The organism is Empedobacter falsenii (assembly GCF_019308355.1).
GTDB classification, from domain to species: domain Bacteria; phylum Bacteroidota; class Bacteroidia; order Flavobacteriales; family Weeksellaceae; genus Empedobacter; species Empedobacter falsenii_B.
On the sequence record NZ_JAAGKM010000009.1, the window covers coordinates 18,601 to 39,073 of the forward strand.

The 20,473-nt window shown below is 31.5% G+C and carries 19 protein-coding genes and 2 tRNA genes; 9 read left to right on the top strand and 12 right to left on the bottom strand.

Annotated features, from left to right (window positions below; translation table 11 throughout):
* Positions 1–73: 73 nt before the first annotated feature.
* The 3 genes from G0Q09_RS05735 to G0Q09_RS05745 form a co-directional block, all read right to left on the bottom strand.
* Complete coding sequence (locus G0Q09_RS05735; RefSeq protein ID WP_219034244.1) at positions 74–487, bottom strand: MerR family transcriptional regulator; 414 nt, start codon at positions 485–487, stop codon at positions 74–76.
* A gap of 210 nt (positions 488–697) precedes the next feature.
* Positions 698–778: transfer RNA gene (locus G0Q09_RS05740), tRNA-Leu, on the bottom strand.
* A 60-nt stretch (positions 779–838) separates the two neighbouring features.
* Positions 839–1,621 (bottom strand): MBL fold metallo-hydrolase, encoded by a 783-nt coding sequence (locus G0Q09_RS05745; RefSeq protein ID WP_219034245.1) that lies wholly within the window; start codon positions 1,619–1,621, stop codon positions 839–841.
* Positions 1,622–1,663: 42 nt separating this feature from the next.
* Here G0Q09_RS05745 and G0Q09_RS05750 point away from each other — a divergent pair, with 42 nt between their 5' ends.
* A complete protein-coding gene (locus G0Q09_RS05750) occupies positions 1,664–3,106 on the top strand; it encodes a TonB-dependent receptor (RefSeq protein WP_219034246.1) in 1,443 nt (480 codons plus the stop codon).
* 247 nt (positions 3,107–3,353) lie between these two features.
* Here G0Q09_RS05750 and G0Q09_RS05755 read toward each other — a convergent pair whose 3' ends face one another.
* The 3 genes from G0Q09_RS05755 to scpA form a co-directional block, all read right to left on the bottom strand.
* Entirely contained in the window at positions 3,354–6,104 is a 2,751-nt protein-coding gene (locus G0Q09_RS05755; protein ID WP_219034247.1) for an outer membrane beta-barrel protein, read from the bottom strand.
* A 59-nt stretch (positions 6,105–6,163) separates the two neighbouring features.
* The gene (locus G0Q09_RS05760) at positions 6,164–6,673 is read right to left on the bottom strand and encodes a hypothetical protein (RefSeq protein ID WP_038334805.1); all 510 of its coding nucleotides are present in this window, start codon (positions 6,671–6,673) and stop codon (positions 6,164–6,166) included.
* Between the two features lie 76 nt (positions 6,674–6,749).
* A complete protein-coding gene (gene scpA / locus G0Q09_RS05765; protein WP_125350662.1) occupies positions 6,750–8,882 on the bottom strand; it encodes a methylmalonyl-CoA mutase in 2,133 nt (710 codons plus the stop codon).
* A gap of 173 nt (positions 8,883–9,055) precedes the next feature.
* On the opposite strand from scpA, the gene G0Q09_RS05770 reads away from it, so the two are divergent.
* Positions 9,056–10,099 carry a hypothetical protein gene (locus tag G0Q09_RS05770; RefSeq protein WP_219034248.1) on the top strand — a complete coding sequence of 348 codons (1,044 nt, stop codon included), beginning with the start codon at positions 9,056–9,058 and terminating at the stop codon, positions 10,097–10,099.
* Between the two features lie 58 nt (positions 10,100–10,157).
* On the opposite strand, the gene G0Q09_RS05775 is transcribed toward G0Q09_RS05770, so the two are convergent.
* Positions 10,158–10,427, bottom strand: coding sequence for a hypothetical protein (locus G0Q09_RS05775; protein WP_219034249.1), 270 nt, complete (start codon positions 10,425–10,427; stop codon positions 10,158–10,160).
* A 222-nt stretch (positions 10,428–10,649) separates the two neighbouring features.
* Here G0Q09_RS05775 and era point away from each other — a divergent pair, with 222 nt between their 5' ends.
* The 3 genes from era (at position 10,650) to G0Q09_RS05790 (ending at position 13,762) form a co-directional block, all read left to right on the top strand.
* Entirely contained in the window at positions 10,650–11,537 is an 888-nt protein-coding gene (gene era / locus G0Q09_RS05780) for a GTPase Era (RefSeq protein WP_038334822.1), read from the top strand.
* Between the two features lie 108 nt (positions 11,538–11,645).
* On the top strand, positions 11,646–12,434 hold the full coding sequence (locus G0Q09_RS05785) for a universal stress protein (RefSeq protein WP_125350660.1): 789 nt from the start codon (positions 11,646–11,648) through the stop codon (positions 12,432–12,434).
* An 83-nt stretch (positions 12,435–12,517) separates the two neighbouring features.
* Positions 12,518–13,762, top strand: a complete 1,245-nt coding sequence (locus G0Q09_RS05790) for a DUF445 domain-containing protein (RefSeq protein WP_219034250.1) — start codon at positions 12,518–12,520, stop codon at positions 13,760–13,762.
* Positions 13,763–13,814: 52 nt separating this feature from the next.
* Here the strand turns inward: G0Q09_RS05790 and G0Q09_RS05795 are convergent, their stop codons facing one another.
* The 3 genes from G0Q09_RS05795 to G0Q09_RS05805 all read right to left on the bottom strand — a co-directional run bounded on the left by G0Q09_RS05795 (position 13,815) and on the right by G0Q09_RS05805 (position 15,290).
* Positions 13,815–14,285 (bottom strand): ecotin family protein, encoded by a 471-nt coding sequence (locus tag G0Q09_RS05795; protein ID WP_219034251.1) that lies wholly within the window; start codon positions 14,283–14,285, stop codon positions 13,815–13,817.
* A 121-nt stretch (positions 14,286–14,406) separates the two neighbouring features.
* Positions 14,407–14,480, bottom strand: a tRNA-Asn gene (locus G0Q09_RS05800).
* Between the two features lie 135 nt (positions 14,481–14,615).
* Positions 14,616–15,290, bottom strand: a complete 675-nt coding sequence (locus G0Q09_RS05805) for a TIGR02117 family protein (protein WP_125349905.1) — start codon at positions 15,288–15,290, stop codon at positions 14,616–14,618.
* Positions 15,291–15,388: 98 nt separating this feature from the next.
* Between G0Q09_RS05805 and G0Q09_RS05810 the strand changes: the two genes are divergently transcribed.
* Entirely contained in the window at positions 15,389–16,111 is a 723-nt protein-coding gene (locus tag G0Q09_RS05810; protein ID WP_125349904.1) for a GLPGLI family protein, read from the top strand.
* 35 nt (positions 16,112–16,146) lie between these two features.
* Here the strand turns inward: G0Q09_RS05810 and G0Q09_RS05815 are convergent, their stop codons facing one another.
* Both G0Q09_RS05815 and G0Q09_RS05820 read right to left on the bottom strand, forming a co-directional pair.
* Entirely contained in the window at positions 16,147–17,718 is a 1,572-nt protein-coding gene (locus tag G0Q09_RS05815; RefSeq protein ID WP_038334846.1) for an Rne/Rng family ribonuclease, read from the bottom strand.
* Between the two features lie 213 nt (positions 17,719–17,931).
* Positions 17,932–18,228, bottom strand: a complete 297-nt coding sequence (locus G0Q09_RS05820) for an HU family DNA-binding protein (RefSeq protein ID WP_019975652.1) — start codon at positions 18,226–18,228, stop codon at positions 17,932–17,934.
* A gap of 104 nt (positions 18,229–18,332) precedes the next feature.
* Between G0Q09_RS05820 and mutY the strand changes: the two genes are divergently transcribed.
* Genes mutY through gldD form a run of 3 tightly spaced genes read left to right on the top strand, consistent with a single transcriptional unit; the run spans position 18,333 to position 20,467 of the window.
* A complete protein-coding gene (mutY, locus tag G0Q09_RS05825) occupies positions 18,333–19,352 on the top strand; it encodes an A/G-specific adenine glycosylase (protein WP_257468082.1) in 1,020 nt (339 codons plus the stop codon).
* Between the two features lie 38 nt (positions 19,353–19,390).
* Positions 19,391–19,843 (top strand): single-stranded DNA-binding protein, encoded by a 453-nt coding sequence (locus G0Q09_RS05830; protein WP_219034253.1) that lies wholly within the window; start codon positions 19,391–19,393, stop codon positions 19,841–19,843.
* A 15-nt stretch (positions 19,844–19,858) separates the two neighbouring features.
* The gene (gene gldD / locus G0Q09_RS05835) at positions 19,859–20,467 is read left to right on the top strand and encodes a gliding motility lipoprotein GldD (protein WP_257468083.1); all 609 of its coding nucleotides are present in this window, start codon (positions 19,859–19,861) and stop codon (positions 20,465–20,467) included.
* Positions 20,468–20,473 lie beyond the last annotated feature (6 nt).

Below are 20,473 nucleotides of genomic sequence, written 5' to 3' on the forward strand. Positions count from 1 at the left end.
CGATTGGACATACACCCCTATGCTTCGATACGATTTTTTATTTTCTTTTATTTCTGTATGTATTATTGGTTTTTTAAGCAGTTAATAAATGATTGTTTTTAACAGATTTGATATTACTTAATTTTTTGACATTTTCATAAGTATAAAAATACCTAATTCTACCTCCATTACTAAACTCAGATAAAGCGTCTAAATCGCCTTGTTTTTCCCAATTAATAACAGTTTGATAAGTTATGCCAAAAATATCTTGAATCTGTCTTCTCGTATACTTTTGTTCTTCAACAGCAACTGTAGTACTTAAAGGATTTGTTATATAATCTTCTAATTTTTGAAATTTACATTCAAAATATTGAATAACAACATCTTTTAATAATTGCTCTAAATCACCTCCATTTAACATTAAATACTGGTTCCCCTCCATTTTTTTCTCATTTTTATTGTTCGCTAAAGAGATATACAAAAGGTATGCCAAAAATGTTAAAATCAATTTTATGCAAAAATAGTAATAATATTTTATATAACAAAGTTTATTTTATAAAAATAACTTAATTTAAGTATTTTACTTTTTTCGTATATTTGGCTTGCAGTAGTATAAGAATATAATTAATTCTAAGAAAGTGTTTACAAATGTAATTACATTGATATATAAAAAAAGGTTTAAACAACTGAAATTCAGTCGATTAAACCTTTAAAGTAGTACTCGGAGTGGGAATCGAACCCACACTCCAAAGGAACACGAGTTTGAGTCGTGCGCGTCTACCAATTCCGCCATCCGAGCCTTTATGGACTGCAAATATAATGTTAGTTTATTTATTTTTCCAACTATTTTTTAAACTTTTTACAGAATTATTTCTAACGTATCGTAAGCCAAATGTTTACCTTTTGGTAATTTTTCCTCTACTTCATCATGAAATCCCAAATGATGCGAAATATGTGTAAAATATGTCTGCTTTGCGCCTATTAAATCCGAGTATCGTATTGCTTCATCTAATAATATATGCGAAAAATGTTCTTGTTCTACTCGCAGCGCACTAATGATTAAAACTTCTACTCCTCGTAATTTTTCAAGAGATTCTGTTGGAATCGTTTTTACATCCGTCAAATAAGCAATTTTATCATCAATTAAATATCCCAAAATAGGCAAGGGTCCGTGTAGAACTTTAATTGGTTCAATCGTAAATCCAGCAACCGAAAATTTTTCATCTTCTATAACATTCTCTATTACCGTTGGTACTCCAGGATATTTATGTTCAGCAAACATATATGGAAAACGATTATGTAATTCATCCAACACGCGTTTCAAACCATAGACATTCATATCCTCTCCAGATTTAAAAACAAGCGGGCGAATATCATCCAATCCTAAAACATGGTCATTATGCTCATGTGTATATAATATTCCATCTAACCTTTGCGCATTATAACGCAACATTTGTTGTCTAAAATCTGGTCCACTATCTATCGTAATAATCTTTCCATCCTTTTCTAACAACAAAGAAGAACGCAAACGTTTATCTTTTTGATTTGTTGACAAACATACCGGATGATCGCTACCAATAATCGGAATTCCTTGTGAAGTCCCTGTTCCTAAAAAATGTATTTTTATATTTGATTTAGCCATAATGATTTGGTAAATTTACCACAAACTATTTGAAATTAAAATATGGCATTAGAACAAGTTCTTACTCCTAAACAAAAAGCTTTAGAGATCAATTTGAATCCGAAAATATACGGTTCTTTTGCAGAAATTGGAGCAGGTCAAGAAACCGTTCGTTTTTTTTATCGCGCAGGTGCTGCTTCGGGTACTGTTGCAAAAGCGATGAGTGCTTATGACAAAGAAATGTCCGATTCTATATATGGTGTAGAAGAAAATCGTCGTTATGTGACACAAGCTCGCCTTAAAAAAATGTTGGATCATGAGATGGAATTGATGAAAGAGCGTCTAGTCCACGATCACTACAAAGAAAAAGCATTTTTCACCTACGCAAATACGGTAACAACAATTGATTATTCAAAGAAAAATGAAGGTCAAGGTTGGATAGGTTTACGTTTCAAGTTAAATGCAGAAGATGAAAAAGCAAACGAGATTATTTTTCATGTAAAATTCAAAGAAAATACGGCTCAATTGCAACAAGAAACTTTAGGTGTTTTGGGTGTTAATTTGATTTATGGCGCTTATTATTACTACGATAATCCCCGAAAATTAATAAAATCTTTATACGATACGTTGGATAAAGATCAATTAGAAATTGACATGATTAATTTCCGTGGACCACAATTCAAATATGTTGATAATCGTTTGATGTCACTTCAGTTGGTTAAAAATGGAATGACTGATGTTGCGGTTTTCAATCCACAAGGAAAAAATATTTTACCTGCCGATTTATTATACAAGAAAAATATCTTTGCTGTTCGTGGCTCTTTCCGCCCTTTTATGAATGTAAATATGGATATGTTCAAAGGTGGTTTAGAAATTTTCAAACAAGAAGATGATGTTAGAACAGATAATACCGAAATTTTATTTGAGATTACGCTTTCTAACTTGATTGCTTCTGGTTTTGAAGGCGAATTGAATGAACGAGATTTTTTAGATCGCGCTGATATTATTGGTAGTTTAGGTTACAATGTTATCATTTCTAACTTTTCTGAATATTATAAATTAGTTGATTATTTCTCGAAATTTACTCGAAATCAAACCAAAGTTGGTTTAGCGATGGGTGTTAATAATTTGGTCGAAATTTTCAATGAGCAATATTATGCCGATTTACCTGGCGGAATCATGGAAGCTTTCGGAAAATTATTCAAGAAAAATGTAAAAGTTTATTTGTATCCATATTTAGACAAAGAAAAAGATATTTTGTTGACGTCGAAAAATCTACAAGTAAGTGATAGCGTACACGAATTGTACAAATATTTCTTGTATAATGGAAGAATTCAAGATATTTTGAATTACAACAGAGGTTATTTAGATTCTTATTCGCGTCGAATTTTAGAAAAAATTGCAAATGCTGAGCAAGATTGGGAAAATGAATGTCCAGAAGGTGTTGCTGACATGATCAAAGATCGTGGAATGTTTGGCTATAAATTGAAATATATTTTAGAATAAATTATTCGTATATCAATCTGAATTCGTTTCACATTCTCATCATAAACAATATTCGATGTTGAAATAAATTCAACATGACAAAATAAAACCGACGAAAGGAAAAGTAATTTCGATATCAGAATTTGATAAAATAGAAGAAGAATATTATCAAAAAATACAAGAAAATATCAATAAAAAAACAGGAGTTGATAAAGATAATTAACAAAAAAAAACGGTTCAAAATTGAGCCGTTTTTTTTGTTATTTTACTACTGCATTTCCATTCTTCTCATTCCACCGCTTTCTCTTGGTCGGTCTCCGTCTCCACCTTTTGTAGATTTTCCACCAAACTGATTTAAGTTGAATGTTAACGAGAACATCACAAAACGAGTCAGAATATTATTGCGTTGATCGATTGTTGATTCCGCTGTAATTGTACGCGTATAACTGTTATTTTGATTCAATAAATCGTAAACTTTAACACCAGCCTCCAATTTATCATCGAAGAAACGATACATCAAACTTGTATTCCACAAAAAGAAATCACGCTTGAAACCTGCTGCCATTCTCGAGTTATAATTGTAACTGAAATCATTTGTCCAAGTCAAATTTTTAGGAAAAGTAGAAATAGTTTTAATTCCGAAATTGTGCGTAATATTATTTTGATTATCAATTGAGTAATTGACATATTTAGAATTTGTAAAGTTCAAACGATAAGAAGGTGAAATTGTCAAATAATCACCATAATCCCAATTTAATCTCAATGTAGGTGATAAAGTTGTATTGTATTGCTCATATTTCACCGCATCTCTAAAACCTTGCGTTAAAGCATAACTCGCAGACATTCCTACATTTACTCTAAATTTATTGATCCCTTTTTGATATTGTTTATTAAAGAAAAAGTTACCATTCAGACGATAATTTCCTTTTACATTTTCATACGTTGTAGTTCGTTTATAAATCGAATAATCCATTTCTGTATAATTCACAATATTCGATTCGTTGTACGTATAACCTAAGTTAGCGTTAAATCCTTGACGCGTTTTACGATCAAAATTGCTGAACATCAAATTGATTTGATGCGCTTTATTTGGATCAAGATCTGGGTTACCTTTGAAAACATCTAACGGATCAGTTTCATCTAAAATCGGTAAAACTTGTGATGTCGAAGCCAAACTTGTCTGATAATTATACATTAAAGACAGCGAGTTGTTTCCGCTTTGATAACGAATATTTCCCGAAATATCTGGCAAGGTTTTGTTTTGAGTTGAGCTGTAATCATCTGCTTTAAACGTTCCAAAATTTTGTTGATTATAGATATTTGCACCAAAACGTACAGTTGCCGAAATTTTATTTTTGTTCAGTAATAATTGTGCATATGGATTAAATTCATTCAATTTAGTTGAATAAAAACGCGTCAAATCATTGTTCAAATTGTCATATTCTCCCGTTACATCATTATAATTCCACGTTCTATTATTGGTTTCAGAATCGGTTAAATTATAAGCAGAACCAACAGCAATTTTCAAAGAATCTGTAATAGGATACGTATATTTTACATCAAAATTGTATTGATTATTCTTCGAAATATTTTTCTCATTGATGTTTCGATAAACATCCGCTATCGTATCATTTGTATATAATGTTGTTGAATTGATGAACGAATTTCGATCTGTTTTACCAATCGATATACTTGAATTAAAATCTAGATATGATTTATTTTTGAATTTCTGATTAAGTGATAATAATGTTTTAAATGTATTCGAATTTGATTTTCCATTCGATGTTTGATTCATTTGGTTTCTCAAGTCACCCAAATCTGAATATGTTTTACTATCCGAAATCGATGAATTTGTAGATGATGAATTACTAAATGATGGATAAAAATAAATTTTTGTGTTGTTTTTCGTCCATTCTAAATTTGTTCCAAAATTATGTCCATACGTTTCGTTTTTTGTTTTAGAATTTGCATCAGAAGTATAAATATTTTTAGGCGCAAAATTTTCGATGTGTTTGTATTGATCATTTTTTGAAAACGAATGATTCAAACGATAATCAGCTCCAATTTTCAAATTATCATTTAATTGATCGCTATAATTCAATCCAATCGAAGTATTTGTCGTTACTCCATCAGAACCTCTTCGTCCCATTCCGCCACGACCACGCGAACCTTCACCGCTTGTCATTCCAGAAGCCGCAATATCCGTTGAAGAACCAATTAAACTAATTTTCTTTTTACCTTTAAAATAATTTGCCATCAAATTGCCTTCGTAATGATTATCCGTTCCGTAACCCGCCGTGGCTTTGAGCATATAACCTTTCTTTTTATCTTCTTTCAAGGTAATGTTTAGCGAAGATTTATCCGATTTCGAACGTTCTCCAGAGAATTTTTCGTTCTTTGTTTTATAATCCGAAACCTGAATTTTTTTGATAATATCCGCAGGTAAATTTTCTAACGCAACTTTTCCATCTGTTCCAAAAAATGGTTCACCATCAATCAAAATCTCATTAACATCTTTTCCATTTACCGTAATATTTCCGCTATCATCCATTTCAAAACCTGGTAATTCTCTCAATAAAGCTTCCAAATTTGCATTCGGTTTTACTTTGTAAGAATCAGCATTATATTCGATTGTATCTTGTTTTACAACCATAGGTTCCACATTTGTCACCACAACTTCATCCAAATCATAAATCATCGGATTAATGATAATTGTTCCAAGATCAATATTGTTTTTGATCGATTCGAAACTTTGTTTGAAAACGCCTTCTAAAGGATCATCAATAATTAAATAAACAGGTTTATCTTGTAGATTAATTTCAATTTTGAACGTACCATCATCATTTGTAGATGTAGTAGAAATTTGTGTAGAATCGGCTTTATTGCCTAAAATAACTTCAGAATCAGTTAAAGGAAAATTAAGTACATCCGTTACTTTTCCAGTGACGGTAATCTTTTCTTGTCCAAAAGAAAAAATCGTAATCAAACTAAAAAGAAATGATAGAATATATTTTGTCATGAGATGAATTGGTTACTTCATCTGTTAGACATCAAATTTTGGGCAAAGTTTAATTTTGATTAAAGTTTTTTCCAACTTTTATCCGAAATTTTATTTAGATCAATTTCAGAAGTTGTTATAAAAAGTGGTGTAATCTCTACAATTCGCTTTACTTGAGTTGTTTTTAGGTTAGATTCTGGACAAAATGTTTCGATTAAAACAATTTTTTCTGAATCAGAAGAATTGGATTTATAAAGCGTTTTTTGAATTTTTTTATCAATTTTCCAATTTGTACAACTTCCAATACTATAATATTCGAAGGTTAAAAGTGGAAGAAATCCGAAGATAATTCCAAAGATAAATTTCATCACATTCATAAAACTCCATCCGTCTTTCTTTTTGATCGAAAGTAGAAAAAGCACATAAATACTAACTGCCGCAGCAAAAGTTAAAAGCTTTGGAAATAGTTTTGCAAAGTCATGATTCGCGAATTCTAAACTGATAAAATCTCCAATCAGAAAGTATCCAATAAACCATATAATAAAAATTGTACAGATGATTAAGATAATATTTCGAAGAGTTTTATTCATTTCGCTTTAAGGTTTGTGTGGTATAAATATAAAAATATTCCTGTCAATAGACAGGAATACTCATACTAAAATAGATTTATTTATAAGATTTCAATAAATTCTCTAAAATTTCGCAGGCACATTCAGCTAAGTTTGTACCTGGGCCAAAGATTGCATCTGCACCATTTTGATAAAGATAATCATAATCTTGACGCGGAATAACACCTCCGACTACGATATAAACATCATCTCTACCTAATTCTTTCAATTGCTTTACAACTTCCGGAACCAATGTTTTGTGACCTGCAGCCAAAGAAGAAATTCCTAAAATATGAACATCATTCTCTACAGCTTGCTTTGCAACTTCTGCTGGCGTTTGGAACAATGGGGAAATATCCACATCAAATCCCATATCCGCAAAAGAGGTTGCAACGACTTTTGCACCACGATCGTGACCGTCTTGTCCCATTTTTGCTACCATAATACGAGGGCGACGTCCGTCTTCTTCAGCAAACTCGTCAGCTAAATTACGAGCTTCCTCAAATTTATTCATTTTACCTGCTTCCATAGCATAAACTCCTTGAATTCCTCTTGTAATTGCTTTATGACGACCAAAAACAGCTTCTAATGCATCAGAAATTTCACCTAAAGTAACACGACGACGAGCCGCTTCGATAGATAATTCTAATAAATTTCCTTCGCCTGTTTCAGCAGCTTTTGTTAATTGTGCTAAAATATCTTTTACAGCTTCGCTGTTACGCTCCGCTTTAATTTGATTTAATCGATCAATTTGTTTTTGACGAACAGCAGTGTTGTCAACTTCTAAAATTTCGAACTCTTGTTGTTCTAATTTCGAGCGATAAGCATTTACACCAACAATTGCGACTTCACCAGAGTCAATTTTGGCTTGTTTTTTTGCAGCAGCTTCTTCAATACGCATTTTTGGAATTCCAGCTTCAATTGCTTGTGTCATTCCACCTAATTCGCGAACTTCTTGTATATATTCCCACGCTTGATTTGCCATTTCATTTGTCAAAGATTCAATCATAAAACTTCCTCCAAAAGGATCAGCCGTTCTACAAATTTGAGTTTCTTCTTGTAAAATGATTTGTGTATTACGCGCAATACGAGCCGAGAAATCTGTTGGCAAAGCAATTGCTTCGTCCAACGCATTGGTATGCAAAGACTGCGTTCCTCCTAAAGCAGCAGCTAACGCTTCTATCGCTGTACGACCAATATTGTTATAAGGTTCTTGCTCTGTTAAACTCCAACCAGAAGTCTGACAGTGCGTTCTCAACATTAATGATTTTTTATTTTGAGGCTCAAATTCTTGCATCAATTTTGCCCATAACATACGAGCAGCTCTCATTTTTGCAATTTCTTGAGGGAAATTCATTCCAATCGCCCAGAAAAATGATAAACGAGGAGCAAAATCATCAACTTTCAATCCTGCTTCCAAACCAGTTTTTACATATTCGTAACCATCTGCAAGGGTATAAGCCATTTCCAAAACAGGCGTAGCTCCAGCTTCTTGCATGTGATAACCCGAAATAGAAATCGAATTGAAGCGAGGAATTTTTTGAGAAGTATATTCGAAAATATCTGCAATAATTTTCATTGAAGGAGTTGGCGGATAAATGTATGTATTACGCACCATGAACTCTTTCAAAATATCATTCTGAATTGTACCAGAAAGTTGATCTTGCGAAACACCTTGCTCTTCTGCAGCTACAATGTAAAAAGCTAAAATAGGAAGAACAGCTCCGTTCATTGTCATCGAAACCGAAATTTTATCCAATGGAATTTCATTGAACAAAATCTTCATATCTTCTACAGAATCTATCGCAACGCCAGCTTTACCTACATCTCCTACAACACGTTCATGATCTGAGTCGTAACCGCGGTGAGTAGCCAAATCAAAGGCAACAGAAAGCCCTTTCTGACCAGCAGCTAAATTTCTTTTATAAAAAGCATTCGATTCTTCTGCAGTAGAAAAACCTGCATATTGGCGAATTGTCCAAGGTTGACGAACATACATTGTCGTATAAGGACCGCGTAAATATGGGGCAACTCCGGGTAAAAAGTTAATCTGTTTCAGATTTTTTACATCATCGTAATTGTAATCACTTTTGACTTGTAAACTATCTAATTCAAATGACTCTATATGTGATGGATTAGAATTTAGATTTCGTTTAAATCTTAAATTCGAAAAATCTGTTTTGTGATTCATCTTGCTAAGATAAATAATTATCCATTAAATTTTATAAAATTACCAATTTTTGAAACTGCTTTTTTCAACTTTTTGTCAACAAAAGTTGAAAAAACATTTTAATCGAGTTTTTTGGTAAAATTATTGATTTAATTTGATTATCAGTAAATTAAAAACACACAAAAGTAATTATTATGAAGTTAGATTTTAACAATAAAAACATTCCAGAGATTTTAAGTGAATTTCAGGATAAAAATACCTTTCAATGGCAAAATGATATTTTTGATTTGATGAAAAAGATCGATTCAAAAGAAGAAAAAGTTAATTTTCATTATTCGAGAGAAGATAATGTTTATGTATCGAATTTTGATCCTCGATTTGTAAATGAAACGTTTCATTCGTTAAATAATTTTTTAGGATTGAAAAAAGGAGATTCTACACTTTTAAGTTCATCGGTTTTAGAAAATGAAGGAGAAATTTCATTGGTTCAAGCCATAGAAGGAGGTTTTGATTTGTATTGTCATGAAGATTCGGATAAAGTGAAGATTCCATTAACAGACGAAAGTCAAGACGAAATAGGATACGCATTAAATTATGCTTATTTGACAAAGAAACAGATTGAAAATTCTTTTGAAGATTTGGCTAGAATCGAAAAAATTGCAATCGAAAGTGATGATTTGTCAAATGATTTGAAAAGTAAATTGAATGATCAAACGAAAACCAGTTTTTATCAAGTTTTTACCGCGAATGGATTTCCAATTGCAGTAAAAAAAATAGATGAAACAGATTATACAGTTTTAGATAAAATAGAACTTTCGGAAGATGAAAAAGGTAATTTAGTCTTGAATTCGCCTTACGAAAAAGAATCACTAAATTTATATAGACAGGCTGTTGTTTCGGATGATCAGAAAAAGTTTAGATGGATTTCTGGAAATGAATGTAAGTTGAATAGGAAAGATGTGGTGAATTTAGAATTGATTGAAGAAAAATTAAAACCATATATCGATTATAACTTTATTGTGATTGCTTTTCCGAAAAAAGGATCTACAGAAGATGTAATTTCTTTGGTAATAGAAAGTCGATTTGCAGAACATGTTGATATTCCAAAAAGTGAATTAGAACCTTATGAAGTTCCGCAACAAACATTTTTTATCGGAGATTTTCCGAAAAGTAATGATAAAGCTGCTATACGTGCAGAGTTAATTAGATTGCTGAAAGAATCCAATAAAAATAATTAATTAAAAAAGGGATACGACATCGTCGTATCCCTTTTTTAATTTAAGCAATAAACAATTTTTAGTATTGAATATCAATTAAAGATTTTAACGGAATCAAAACTCCTTTCTTAATTTGTAAAAATTTATCCGTAACAGACCAAACAGTCGTCTCAATTTTCTTAGGACCTTGATCTGTTTGAAATGTAATATATGCTTTCGATTTGAATTCGTTTCCTAATCTTACTGCACCATTCAATTTGTTTGCCTCTACCGTTACTTCGTCTTTTGGCGCGTCTAAAAATTTATAGTTTCTTACTTCTTCTTTTTCGATAAGTTCTGCTTTCATCATTTTTTTAAATTTTGGTTAATTTAATCTTCCATAACACATGTATGAAATTAATCATATTTTTCAATAAACCATAACTTTCGTCATATTTTTTTGAACTTAATTAGAATTATTCAAAATACAGACCAAAATCAATTTTATGAAATTAAAATTGGATTAGAATATTAATCTTTTCTTCAACATATTAATCTGAAATAATATTATAGAAATCACTAAATTTGCAGAATGTCAGACGAAAAGAAATTTAAATCCGGTTTTGTAAATATCATAGGAAATCCAAATGTTGGAAAATCTACTTTGATGAATATGTTGATGAAAGAGCGTTTGGTTATCGCAACACACAAAGCGCAAACTACACGTCATCGTATCAAAGGTATTTTAACAGGAGAAGATTATCAGATTGTATTTTCGGATACGCCTGGTGTTTTGGATCCTGCTTATGAACTGCAAACAAAAATGATGGATGCAGTAAATGAATCGTTGGTGGATGCTGATGTGATTCTTTATGTTGTAGAAATTGGAGAAAAACGATTGAAAAATGAACAAGTTTTCGAACGTCTGCAAAAAACATCTACACCAATTATTTTATTATTGAATAAAATTGATACAGCTACGCCAGATCGATTAAATGAAGCAGTAGAATATTGGCACGAATTATTACCAAAAGCAGAGATTTTACCTATTTCGGCAAAAGAAAACGTGAATGTAGATTTGTTGATTAATAAGATCAAAGCAATTATTCCAGAAGGTCCGCAATATTATCCAGAAGATCAATTAACAGACCGTTCGGAGCGTTTTATTGTAAATGAAGTAATTCGCGAAAAGATTTTATTAAACTATCAAAAAGAGATTCCATATTCTGTTGAGGTAGTTACAGAACGTTTCAAAGAAGATTTGAATTTAATTTCTATCGAAGCTGAAATTTTTGTTGAGCGTGACTCTCAGAAAGGAATTATTATTGGACATAAAGGAGAGTCTTTATCGAAAGTAGGAAAAGAAGCAAGAGAAGAGTTAGAGAAATTCTTTGATAAAAAAGTATTCTTGAAACTTTTCGTGAAAGTGCGAAAAGACTGGAGAAGCAAAGAGAATGATTTGCGTCGTTTTGGTTATTAAAAACGGTTAAAAAATAGATAAGTCTTGAGAAATCAAGACTTTTTTTGTGGCTTTACCTAAATTTTAGTTGTAAATTTATAGAACAATCTATTCTAGAATTTAATTATTATGGCTAAAATATTATTTCCAACCGATTTTTCGGAAACAGCGAACAATGCTTTTTTGTATGCGTTAAACCTTGCAAAAGTTCTCAAAACTAATATTAAGTTAGTCTCGGTACAATCAAATCTTAAAAATTATCTTGAAGTTACAGAAGAAAATTTCGAAAATTATATCAATAAACTTAAGAATATTGCAAAAGAAAATAATCTTGAACACGTTAAAATAGAGAGTTCTTTGGTTGTTGGCGATTTGTTGTTGATGATTTTGGATATTATCAACAAAGAAGATATACAATACGTGGTGATGGGAACGAATGGACAAAATAGTTTAGGCAAAAAGTTTTTTGGTTCTAACACGGTAAATGTCATTAACAATTCGCCTGCACCTGTGTTGGTTGTTCCAAATAATGTAAAATTTAAAGAAGAAAGAAATTTTGCTTACGCTACATTGTTCAATCAAAAAGAAGCAAAAGCTTTATCGCAAATGGAAGAAGTGACAAAACGTTACGATAAATTGTTGAACATTGTACATGTTGATGATAAATCGATTACTCCACAAATGTTAAGCGTGAAAAAAGAATGGGAAGAAGAATATCCTGAAGCGATGATTACAATTGAACCGAGTAAAGATGTAGAAGATGGTTTAATCAATTATTGTACAAAAAACAACATCGATGTTTTAGGTGTTGTTCACCGTGAATTATCGTCTTTCGAAAGATTATTTACAATCAATCATAGCCAACGATTATTATCGAGTGCAAATGTTGCATTATTGGTTTTTCAGGAAAGTAAATAAATCAAAAACACAAAAATTTGAGCGGAGAATTCTCCGCTTTTTTGATTGGCTAAATTTTTGCAACAAATTTTCAAAACACTTTTATGACGGAACTTCAGAAAATACAAAACCTCAAAAAACATAAAGCTATTGCGACAGGATTATTCATTTTGATGGCTTTTATTTACTTTTTGATGGTTTATCTAAGTCAACATTCACCTGTGAAATGGATCGGATATGTGGAAGCATTTGCCGAAGCAGCGATGGTTGGTGCGCTTGCCGATTGGTTTGCGGTTACAGCTTTGTTCAAATATCCGCTTGGACTTAAAATTCCGCATACAAATCTGATCGAAAATAGTAAAAATGCAATCGGAGATAATTTAGGACAGTTTGTAACTGAGAATTTTTTGACGCCATCTACAATTCGTCCATATATCGAGAAATTAGAAGTTGTAAAATATGCAGCAGATTGGTTGAATAAACCTGCTAATCAAGAAATGTTGCAAGAAGAATTGATTAATTTCTCCAAGAAAATTGTCAAAGATTTAAATGATAAAGATGTCGTTGATTTTATAACCTTGAAAGGTGATGAAATTTTAAAACAGTTTGATTTACCTGAATTAGTATCATCAAGTTTAGAGTATATTTTAGAAAAGGAAAAACACAACGAAATTTTAGAAGCAATTATTCCAAAAGCGAAAGAATATATCTTAGAAAGTGATTTGATTATTAAAGATAAATTAAACGAAAAACATCCTGTGATTTCATTTTTTGCTGGTAAAAAAATATCGAAAGGAGTAGTAGAAGGCGTGGTGAGTTTTTTGGATGAGGTTGAAGAAGATAAAGAACATCCAATTCGTCATAATATCGAACGAATTATCCGAGAAAATATTCAGAATATAAAAGAATCTCCCGATTGGAAATTTAGGTTAGAATCGCTTCGAGATGATTTTATCACAAAAGAACGATTGAATGTTTATGCTTTGGATTTGTGGTTGGCGATTAAACAAAATTTGACTGAAAGTTTTGATGATGATAATTCTGCAATGCAAGTTTACATTAAAAAAAATATAATAAAATTGACCGAGAATTTGAACGATAACCAAGAAATGATTGATAAGATTAATGGTTGGGTGCGTCATTTTATTTACCGTATGATTTTACGAAATGTCAAAGAAGTAGAAAGTTTGATTAGTAATACCGTTGATAAATGGGAAGGAAAAGAGTTGAGCGAAAAGCTAGAATTGGAAGTTGGGAAAGACTTGCAATTTATTCGGATTAACGGAACGTTGGTTGGAGGACTTGTTGGTTTAGTTATTTACACGATTACGCAATTGGTATTTCATTAAAATTTAAAAGCTCGAGAATCTCTCGAGCTTTTTCAATTAACAACTATAAATATTACTTAACTAAATTAAGTTTTTCATCTGCTTTCCAAATTCTATTTTCTAATGTATAACTTTTTGGTACGTAAACTACGATTGGTAATTTGCTATTGTAACGCGTCTGCAAAGATTGAGCATGTACAATTTTTTCGACAGATTTATTGTCAAAACATCCCATTAAAGTTCCTGCTATATTTCCATCAGTTTCGAAATTAAAATAATCATAACCCCAACCATCAACAGTTTTTTGATCAAAATTTCCACTTAAGAAAAATTGATTACAAGAATCAACCTTTGTTTTTTTCCCAGCAAATATTTCAACTAAATAGTTTTCTTCATTGGCTTGTGGTTTTAAAGTGATAATTTTCTGTTCATATCCATCTTTTGCTTTTGGATACATTGAATAATCTATTTTCATATTTTTTTGTGCGAATGTTACCATAACCATTAATAATGCTAAAACGCTAAATACTTTTCTAAATTTCATACTAATCTGATTTTATTTGTTTTTCTATTAGTAAGATGCAAAAGTTAGGTGAATGGTTGTGTGAGGAAATGTTAAATATTTGTGAAATAAAAAAAGACAATCAGATTGATTGTCTTTTTTGCTCCTCCTCTTGGGCTCGAACCAAGGACCCTCTGATTAACAGTCAGATGCTCTAACCAACTGAGCTAAGGAGGAGTATCGTTATCGATATTGTGTTGCAAATATAGAGCAAATTTTATTACTTCCAAATCTTAAAAGTATTTTTTTTCGTTCTACAAGTCGCATCAATAGGCAACTCTTTGAAAATGAATTAGAAATAATTTAAAAAAATTATTCATAATGACGAAAAATTCCTTGTTGTGTTGCCGTCCACAACGGCGCTTCTTTGTTTGCTTCTTTTAGTGCGTTTGCTGCCCACGTATTACACGTAAAAAATAAGCTATAACTTCTTTTTGCTTCGTAAAACGAATCACTATCTCCATAAACAGCATCTGTTTTTATTAATTCGACTTTGTTATTTTGATCCAAATTAAATGATTGCTTGATGTAAACAATTAATTTTTGATACTCTTCTACACTCAAATCAACTCTTTTACAATCTTCACTCTCAGTCATATTATCATAAAAAGTAGTATGCATCGCCGAATCTCCTAACCAAAATGCAGCGTTGAAAGCTGTAGAAAATTTAAGATCTTTCCATTCTGGTGTATCCAAATAAAAGCCTTTATCTCCCCAACCAAAGGCAATATATTTGTATTCTTTTTTCGATTTTGTATCCGAAAAAAGCACAAAAGTAGACCAATCAATCGCTTCAGATTTTACAGGAACTACAATGTCTGTGTGTACACCATTTGTCAAAATATACGCAGTAATTTGATCGTTAAGTTTTTGTTTTTCTTTGTTCACTGGAATCATTGGTAACAAAACTACCGCAAGCAGATACACCACAATTAGTAAAACTAAAAGGCCTAAAGTTTTGAGTAGAATTCGGAAGACTTTTTTCATAGTATTAAGTTGAATAACGAATATAAAAAGATCTGTTCAAATAGTTGAACGGATTTTTTTATATAATTTAGGTATATTTATCTTCAAACCGATTACATATGAAATATTTATTGTTAATTTTTTTTCCAATATTTAGTTTTGGTCAAGAAAAATTCAAGGTTGAATATGAAGTTCGTAAGTTCATGAATTTCGGAAAAACAGAACAAGATTTAGAAACTGAAAAACGTTATTCTCGACCATTATATATAGAATTAACTGGTGATAATAATCGTTGTTCTCAAAAACAAATTGTAAAACTTGATAATTCTCAAGGAGCTACAAGCAATTTAAATTACATTGGCGGCTACAAAGACTTAGAAAGTTATTATGATTTTGATAAAAATTATTTAAAGGTTTCAAGAGAAATGGATAATAAATTGTACTTGATAAAAGTAGATTTCACTAAAATAAATTGGAATTTGACTCGAGAAACTAAGGTTATAAAAGGATTTAATGTTAAGAAAGCAATATACGAAGAAGGTGATTTATTACTCGAAGCTTGGTATGCTACAGAAATAAAATCGAAATGTGGACCTAATAATTATAATAATCTTCCTGGATTAATATTGGAGATGAGAAAATCATTTAAAACCGTTCCTGATCAATATATGACATATAAATTAGAATCTATTCAATTGGATAATTCATTAAAATTTACTGAACCTAATAAAGGAAAATTAATCAATCAAGAAGAGTTTAAAAAACTTGAAAGTGAATATAAAAAAAGAGTACAAATGATGGTCGACGCAGAAAACTCTAGCGGAGGAGTTGAAAAAGATTAATTAAAAACAAAAACCTCGCAATTGCGAGGTTTTTCTTAATTTGATTCGTTGTAAAGTGTATTATGATCCTTGTCCAAGAAATTAAATTGTAAGTATTTGTACGCATCTCTTGGTACAATCTTAATCCACTTTTTATGCTTAAAAAACCATTTCATCTGAATGCTTGGCAATCCATGTTGTAAATAAGCAGCTACGAAAGGATGCACGTGCAACGACATTTTTCGTAAATCCTTATCTTTTCTATCAAGGATATTCAAGAGCACTTGTTCAATTTTATCAATTGTAACGATAGGTGCTTCAACTTCATTCGATTCTTGGTTAGGATTTTCTTCAGTTGTAACAAAATTCACCTCTGGGCGAACGCGTTGTCTTGTAATCTGAATTAATCCAAATTTACTTGGTGGCAAAATCTTATGTTTTGCTTTATCTTTCGCCATTTCAGCTCTCAGATGTTCAAACAATTCTTTTTTATGTTCTACATCCGTCATGTCAATAAAATCGACCACAACAATTCCTCCCATATCACGTAATCGCAACTGACGTGCAATTTCAGAAGCAGCAATTTTGTTTACGGCAAAAGCTGAATCTTCCTGATTTTTAGAATTTCGAGAAATATTTCCCGAATTTACATCAATTACGTGTAACGCTTCTGTATGTTCAATCACAAGATATGCACCTTTAGATTGTGGAATAGTTACCGTTTTACCAAAAGCTTGTTTAATTTGTCTTTCGACATTAAACTTCTCAAAAATTGGAACAAATGGATCGTCGTATTCTTTTACCAAATTAATTTTATCTGGTGCAATAACTTCCAAATATTCGCGCATTTCGTCAGCTAATTCGTCATCATCAACAGAAATTTTAATAAAATCATCATTAAAATTATCTCTTAAAATAGAAGAAGCTCTGTCCATTTCGCTAAGAATTTTAGCTGGCGCTTTCTTTTTTTGAAGATTTTTGAAGATTTGAGTCCATTTGTTTAACAAATAAGCCAAATCTGCTTGTAATTCTTCTGCATTCTTCTCTTCAGCAACTGTTCTGATAATAACTCCGAAGCCTTCTGGTGTTAAACCTTCTAAAATTTTGATTAAACGATCGCGTTCTGGTTTTTGTTTGATTTTTTGTGAAATCGAAACACGTTCCGAAAATGGAACTAAAACTAAATATCGACCAGCAATTGAAATTTCAGAAGTAATTCTTGGTCCCTTCGTATGGATTGGTTCTTTTGTAATTTGAACCAAAACGGAATCACCTGGGGCAAAGATTTCTGTAATTTGTCCATCTTTGTCAATCGGTTCTTCCATACGGAAGTTCTTCAATTTTTCGGTTTTGTACGTGCCATTTGCTACAATTTTGTTGTACGCATTTGACGAACGTATTTGTGGACCTAAGTCATGATAATGTAAAAATGCATCTTTCGAATAACCAATGTCAACAAAGGTTGCATTTAAACTAGGAGCTAATTTTTTGATTTTACCCAAGTAAATGTCGCCAACTGCAAAGCCATCATTTGCAGTGTCTTGATGAAATTCCATCAAGCGACCTTCATCTAAAACTGCGATGCGTACTTGATCAGCTAAGGCTGAAATCACTAATTCTTTACTCATCAAAAAATTATGTTTTTAAAAATGATAAAAGCACTTTCCAAAATTTCCATTGAAAAGTGCTATCTTGTAAAAAGACTAAATTATTAATAGCTTAGCTACTAATTATTTTTTCTTTTTGTGTCTGTTAAGACGACGACGTTTTTTGCGTTTGTGCGTCGCTACCTTATGTCTTTTACGTTTTTTTCCGCTTGGCATGATACAATTATTTTATTGTTATTTGATTACGTTTGCTTCGCTAGTCTTTACATCTTCGATGAAAGTCTTAGCTGGTTTAAATGTAGGAACGTTGTGTGCTGGGATAATGATAGAAGTTCCTTTCGTAATGTTTCTACCAGTTTTTTCAGCTCTAGTTTTAATAGTAAAAGAACCAAATCCTCTTAAGTATACATTTTCTCCTTCTACTAATGATTTAATCACCTCCTCCATAAACGATTCTACCACTCTTTGAGTATCGCTCTTTTCAAGTCCTAATTTACCTGAAATGTTATTTACTATTTCTGCCTTTGTCATAATTCCTCTTATTATTCTTAAATTTGAAAGCGGGTGCAAATATAACGATAGTATCCCAACAAAAAAAGATTTTTTCAGTTTTTATGAACTTCAACTATCTGATTTTGTCATATTTTGACAAAAATAAACGAGATTTACCTTGGCGTCATACAAAAGACCCATTTCATATTTGGTTGTCGGAAATTATTCTCCAACAAACAAGGGTTGACCAAGGTATGAAATTTTACAATAATTTCATACAAGAATTTGAGACTATTTTCGATTTGGCAAATGCCGACGAACAAAAAGTCCTAAAACTCTGGCAAGGACTGGGTTATTATTCCCGTGCCAGAAATTTACACTTCACGGCAAAGACGATTGCTGATGAATTAAACGGACAATTTCCGAATAATTTCAAAGATCTAAAAAAGCTAAAAGGCGTAGGAGATTACACTGCGGCTGCAATTGCATCTATTGTATATGATGAATCTGTGCCTGCTGTAGACGGAAATATGTTTCGAGTTTTTGCGCGATATTTTAATATTACAGATGATATAAGTTCGCCAAAAACAAAGAAGATTTTCTGGGATTTGGGCTTAGAAATCATTGATAAAAAACGTCCAGGTGATTTTAATCAGGCGGTGATGGATTTGGGAGCAACGATTTGTACACCAAAACAACCAAAATGCGAAATTTGTCCACTTAACGAATCTTGTGAAGCGCTTCGATTAAATAAAGTCAACGAATTGCCTATAAAATTGAAAAAGACAAAAGTATCGAATCGTTTTTTACATTTTATTCTCATCGAAAATGAAGATAAAATTGCCTTGTCTAAACGAATTGGAAATGATGTTTGGAAAAATTTATTCACTTTTCCAAAAATCGAAACTGAAACTGATTTATTGGATAAAGGTTGGATTTTAGATCATAATCTTGAAAATAATCTAACTTTTATCGAAGAAGAGAAACACATTTTGTCACATCAAAATTTATTTATAAAATATTGGAAATTAAATGTATCTTTAAGAGATATAACAAATTTGCAAGCCGAAAATGATTTTGAAATGATTGCTTTAAACGATCTCGAACATTATCCGCTTCCAAAACCAATAGAAAAATTTATAAATAAACATTATTTGGATTAACTTTGTAAGTAACAAGCCACTAAAAACCTATTACAACTATGAATGGAACAACAAATAAAGTACTTTTGATCGGAAATTTGGGTGATGATGTAAAATTGCATCATTTTGACGAACAAAATTGTATTGGACGATTTCCTATTGCAACAACAGAATCTTATATCTCTAGAACGGGAGAGCGAATTACAGAAACAGAATGGCACAATATTGTGACACGCAATAAATTGGCAGAATTATGTGATCGTTATCTGAAAAAAGGAGATAAAGTTTTTGTTGAAGGTCGCATCAAAACGCGCAAATGGGACGATAACGGACAAACGCGTTATACAACAGAAATCGTAGCAAATTCAATCGAGTTTTTGACACCAAAAATTGACAATGAACAGCGTCAAGCCATGCAAAATGATCAGAAGAAAGTTCAGCAAAGTCAACAAAACACAACGGTTGTCGAGCCGCCTTTTATAGATGAAGGAGAAGATGATTTGCCTTTTTAGAAATTAAAAAATTAAATGAATTTTACAAAACTTAACGTTTTACGTTATACAATGAATTTTAAAACTATAATAGCATTATGTAGTAGTGCTATTTTTTTTGTGTCGTGTAATAAAAGCGAGGAAGTTGCCAAACCTTTAGGGCAAGTTCGCCTCGAATATCCGCAGCAAACTTATCTGTCATTCAAAGAAAATGTGCCTTATACTTTCCAATATTCAAACTTTGGGAAGGTCATTATGGGTAAAAAACCAAACTCTTTCAATATTGTTTATCCAAGAATGAAAGCGACAATTTACCTGACATATTTTCCGGTTCAGTCTCCACAAGATTTAATCGTTCAAATAAAAGAAAGTGAGAGTTTTGTGCAAGAACAGACGGTTAAAGCCAGTTTTATCTCGCCACAAGAATTTTCTTTTCCAGAAAAAAAGGTTTTTGGTACTATGTATGAATTAGGAGGAGAATCAGCAATTAATATTCAGTTTCATGCGACGGATAGTGTGAAGAATTTTTTAGCAGGTTCGGTTTATTTCAAAACTCAACCAAAACCCGATTCTTTAGCTCCAGCAGTTGATTATATCAAAAAAGATGTAAAAAAATTGTTAGAAACCTTAGAATGGAAAAAATAAACAGCT

Coding starts and splice junctions, on each gene's coding strand:
- G0Q09_RS05745 (WP_219034245.1), bottom strand. CDS start 1,621: ATGGCTAAATCAAATATAAAAATACATTTTTTAGGAACAGGGACTTCA.
- G0Q09_RS05750 (WP_219034246.1), top strand. CDS start 1,664: ATGGCATTAGAACAAGTTCTTACTCCTAAACAAAAAGCTTTAGAGATC.
- G0Q09_RS05755 (WP_219034247.1), bottom strand. CDS start 6,104: ATGACAAAATATATTCTATCATTTCTTTTTAGTTTGATTACGATTTTT.
- G0Q09_RS05760 (WP_038334805.1), bottom strand. CDS start 6,673: ATGAATAAAACTCTTCGAAATATTATCTTAATCATCTGTACAATTTTT.
- scpA (WP_125350662.1), bottom strand. CDS start 8,882: ATGAATCACAAAACAGATTTTTCGAATTTAAGATTTAAACGAAATCTA.
- G0Q09_RS05770 (WP_219034248.1), top strand. CDS start 9,056: ATGAAGTTAGATTTTAACAATAAAAACATTCCAGAGATTTTAAGTGAA.
- G0Q09_RS05775 (WP_219034249.1), bottom strand. CDS start 10,427: ATGATGAAAGCAGAACTTATCGAAAAAGAAGAAGTAAGAAACTATAAA.
- era (WP_038334822.1), top strand. CDS start 10,650: ATGTCAGACGAAAAGAAATTTAAATCCGGTTTTGTAAATATCATAGGA.
- G0Q09_RS05785 (WP_125350660.1), top strand. CDS start 11,646: ATGGCTAAAATATTATTTCCAACCGATTTTTCGGAAACAGCGAACAAT.
- G0Q09_RS05790 (WP_219034250.1), top strand. CDS start 12,518: ATGACGGAACTTCAGAAAATACAAAACCTCAAAAAACATAAAGCTATT.
- G0Q09_RS05795 (WP_219034251.1), bottom strand. CDS start 14,285: ATGAAATTTAGAAAAGTATTTAGCGTTTTAGCATTATTAATGGTTATG.
- G0Q09_RS05805 (WP_125349905.1), bottom strand. CDS start 15,290: ATGAAAAAAGTCTTCCGAATTCTACTCAAAACTTTAGGCCTTTTAGTT.
- G0Q09_RS05810 (WP_125349904.1), top strand. CDS start 15,389: ATGAAATATTTATTGTTAATTTTTTTTCCAATATTTAGTTTTGGTCAA.
- G0Q09_RS05815 (WP_038334846.1), bottom strand. CDS start 17,718: ATGAGTAAAGAATTAGTGATTTCAGCCTTAGCTGATCAAGTACGCATC.
- G0Q09_RS05820 (WP_019975652.1), bottom strand. CDS start 18,228: ATGACAAAGGCAGAAATAGTAAATAACATTTCAGGTAAATTAGGACTT.
- G0Q09_RS05830 (WP_219034253.1), top strand. CDS start 19,391: ATGAATGGAACAACAAATAAAGTACTTTTGATCGGAAATTTGGGTGAT.
- gldD (WP_257468083.1), top strand. CDS start 19,859: ATGAATTTTACAAAACTTAACGTTTTACGTTATACAATGAATTTTAAA.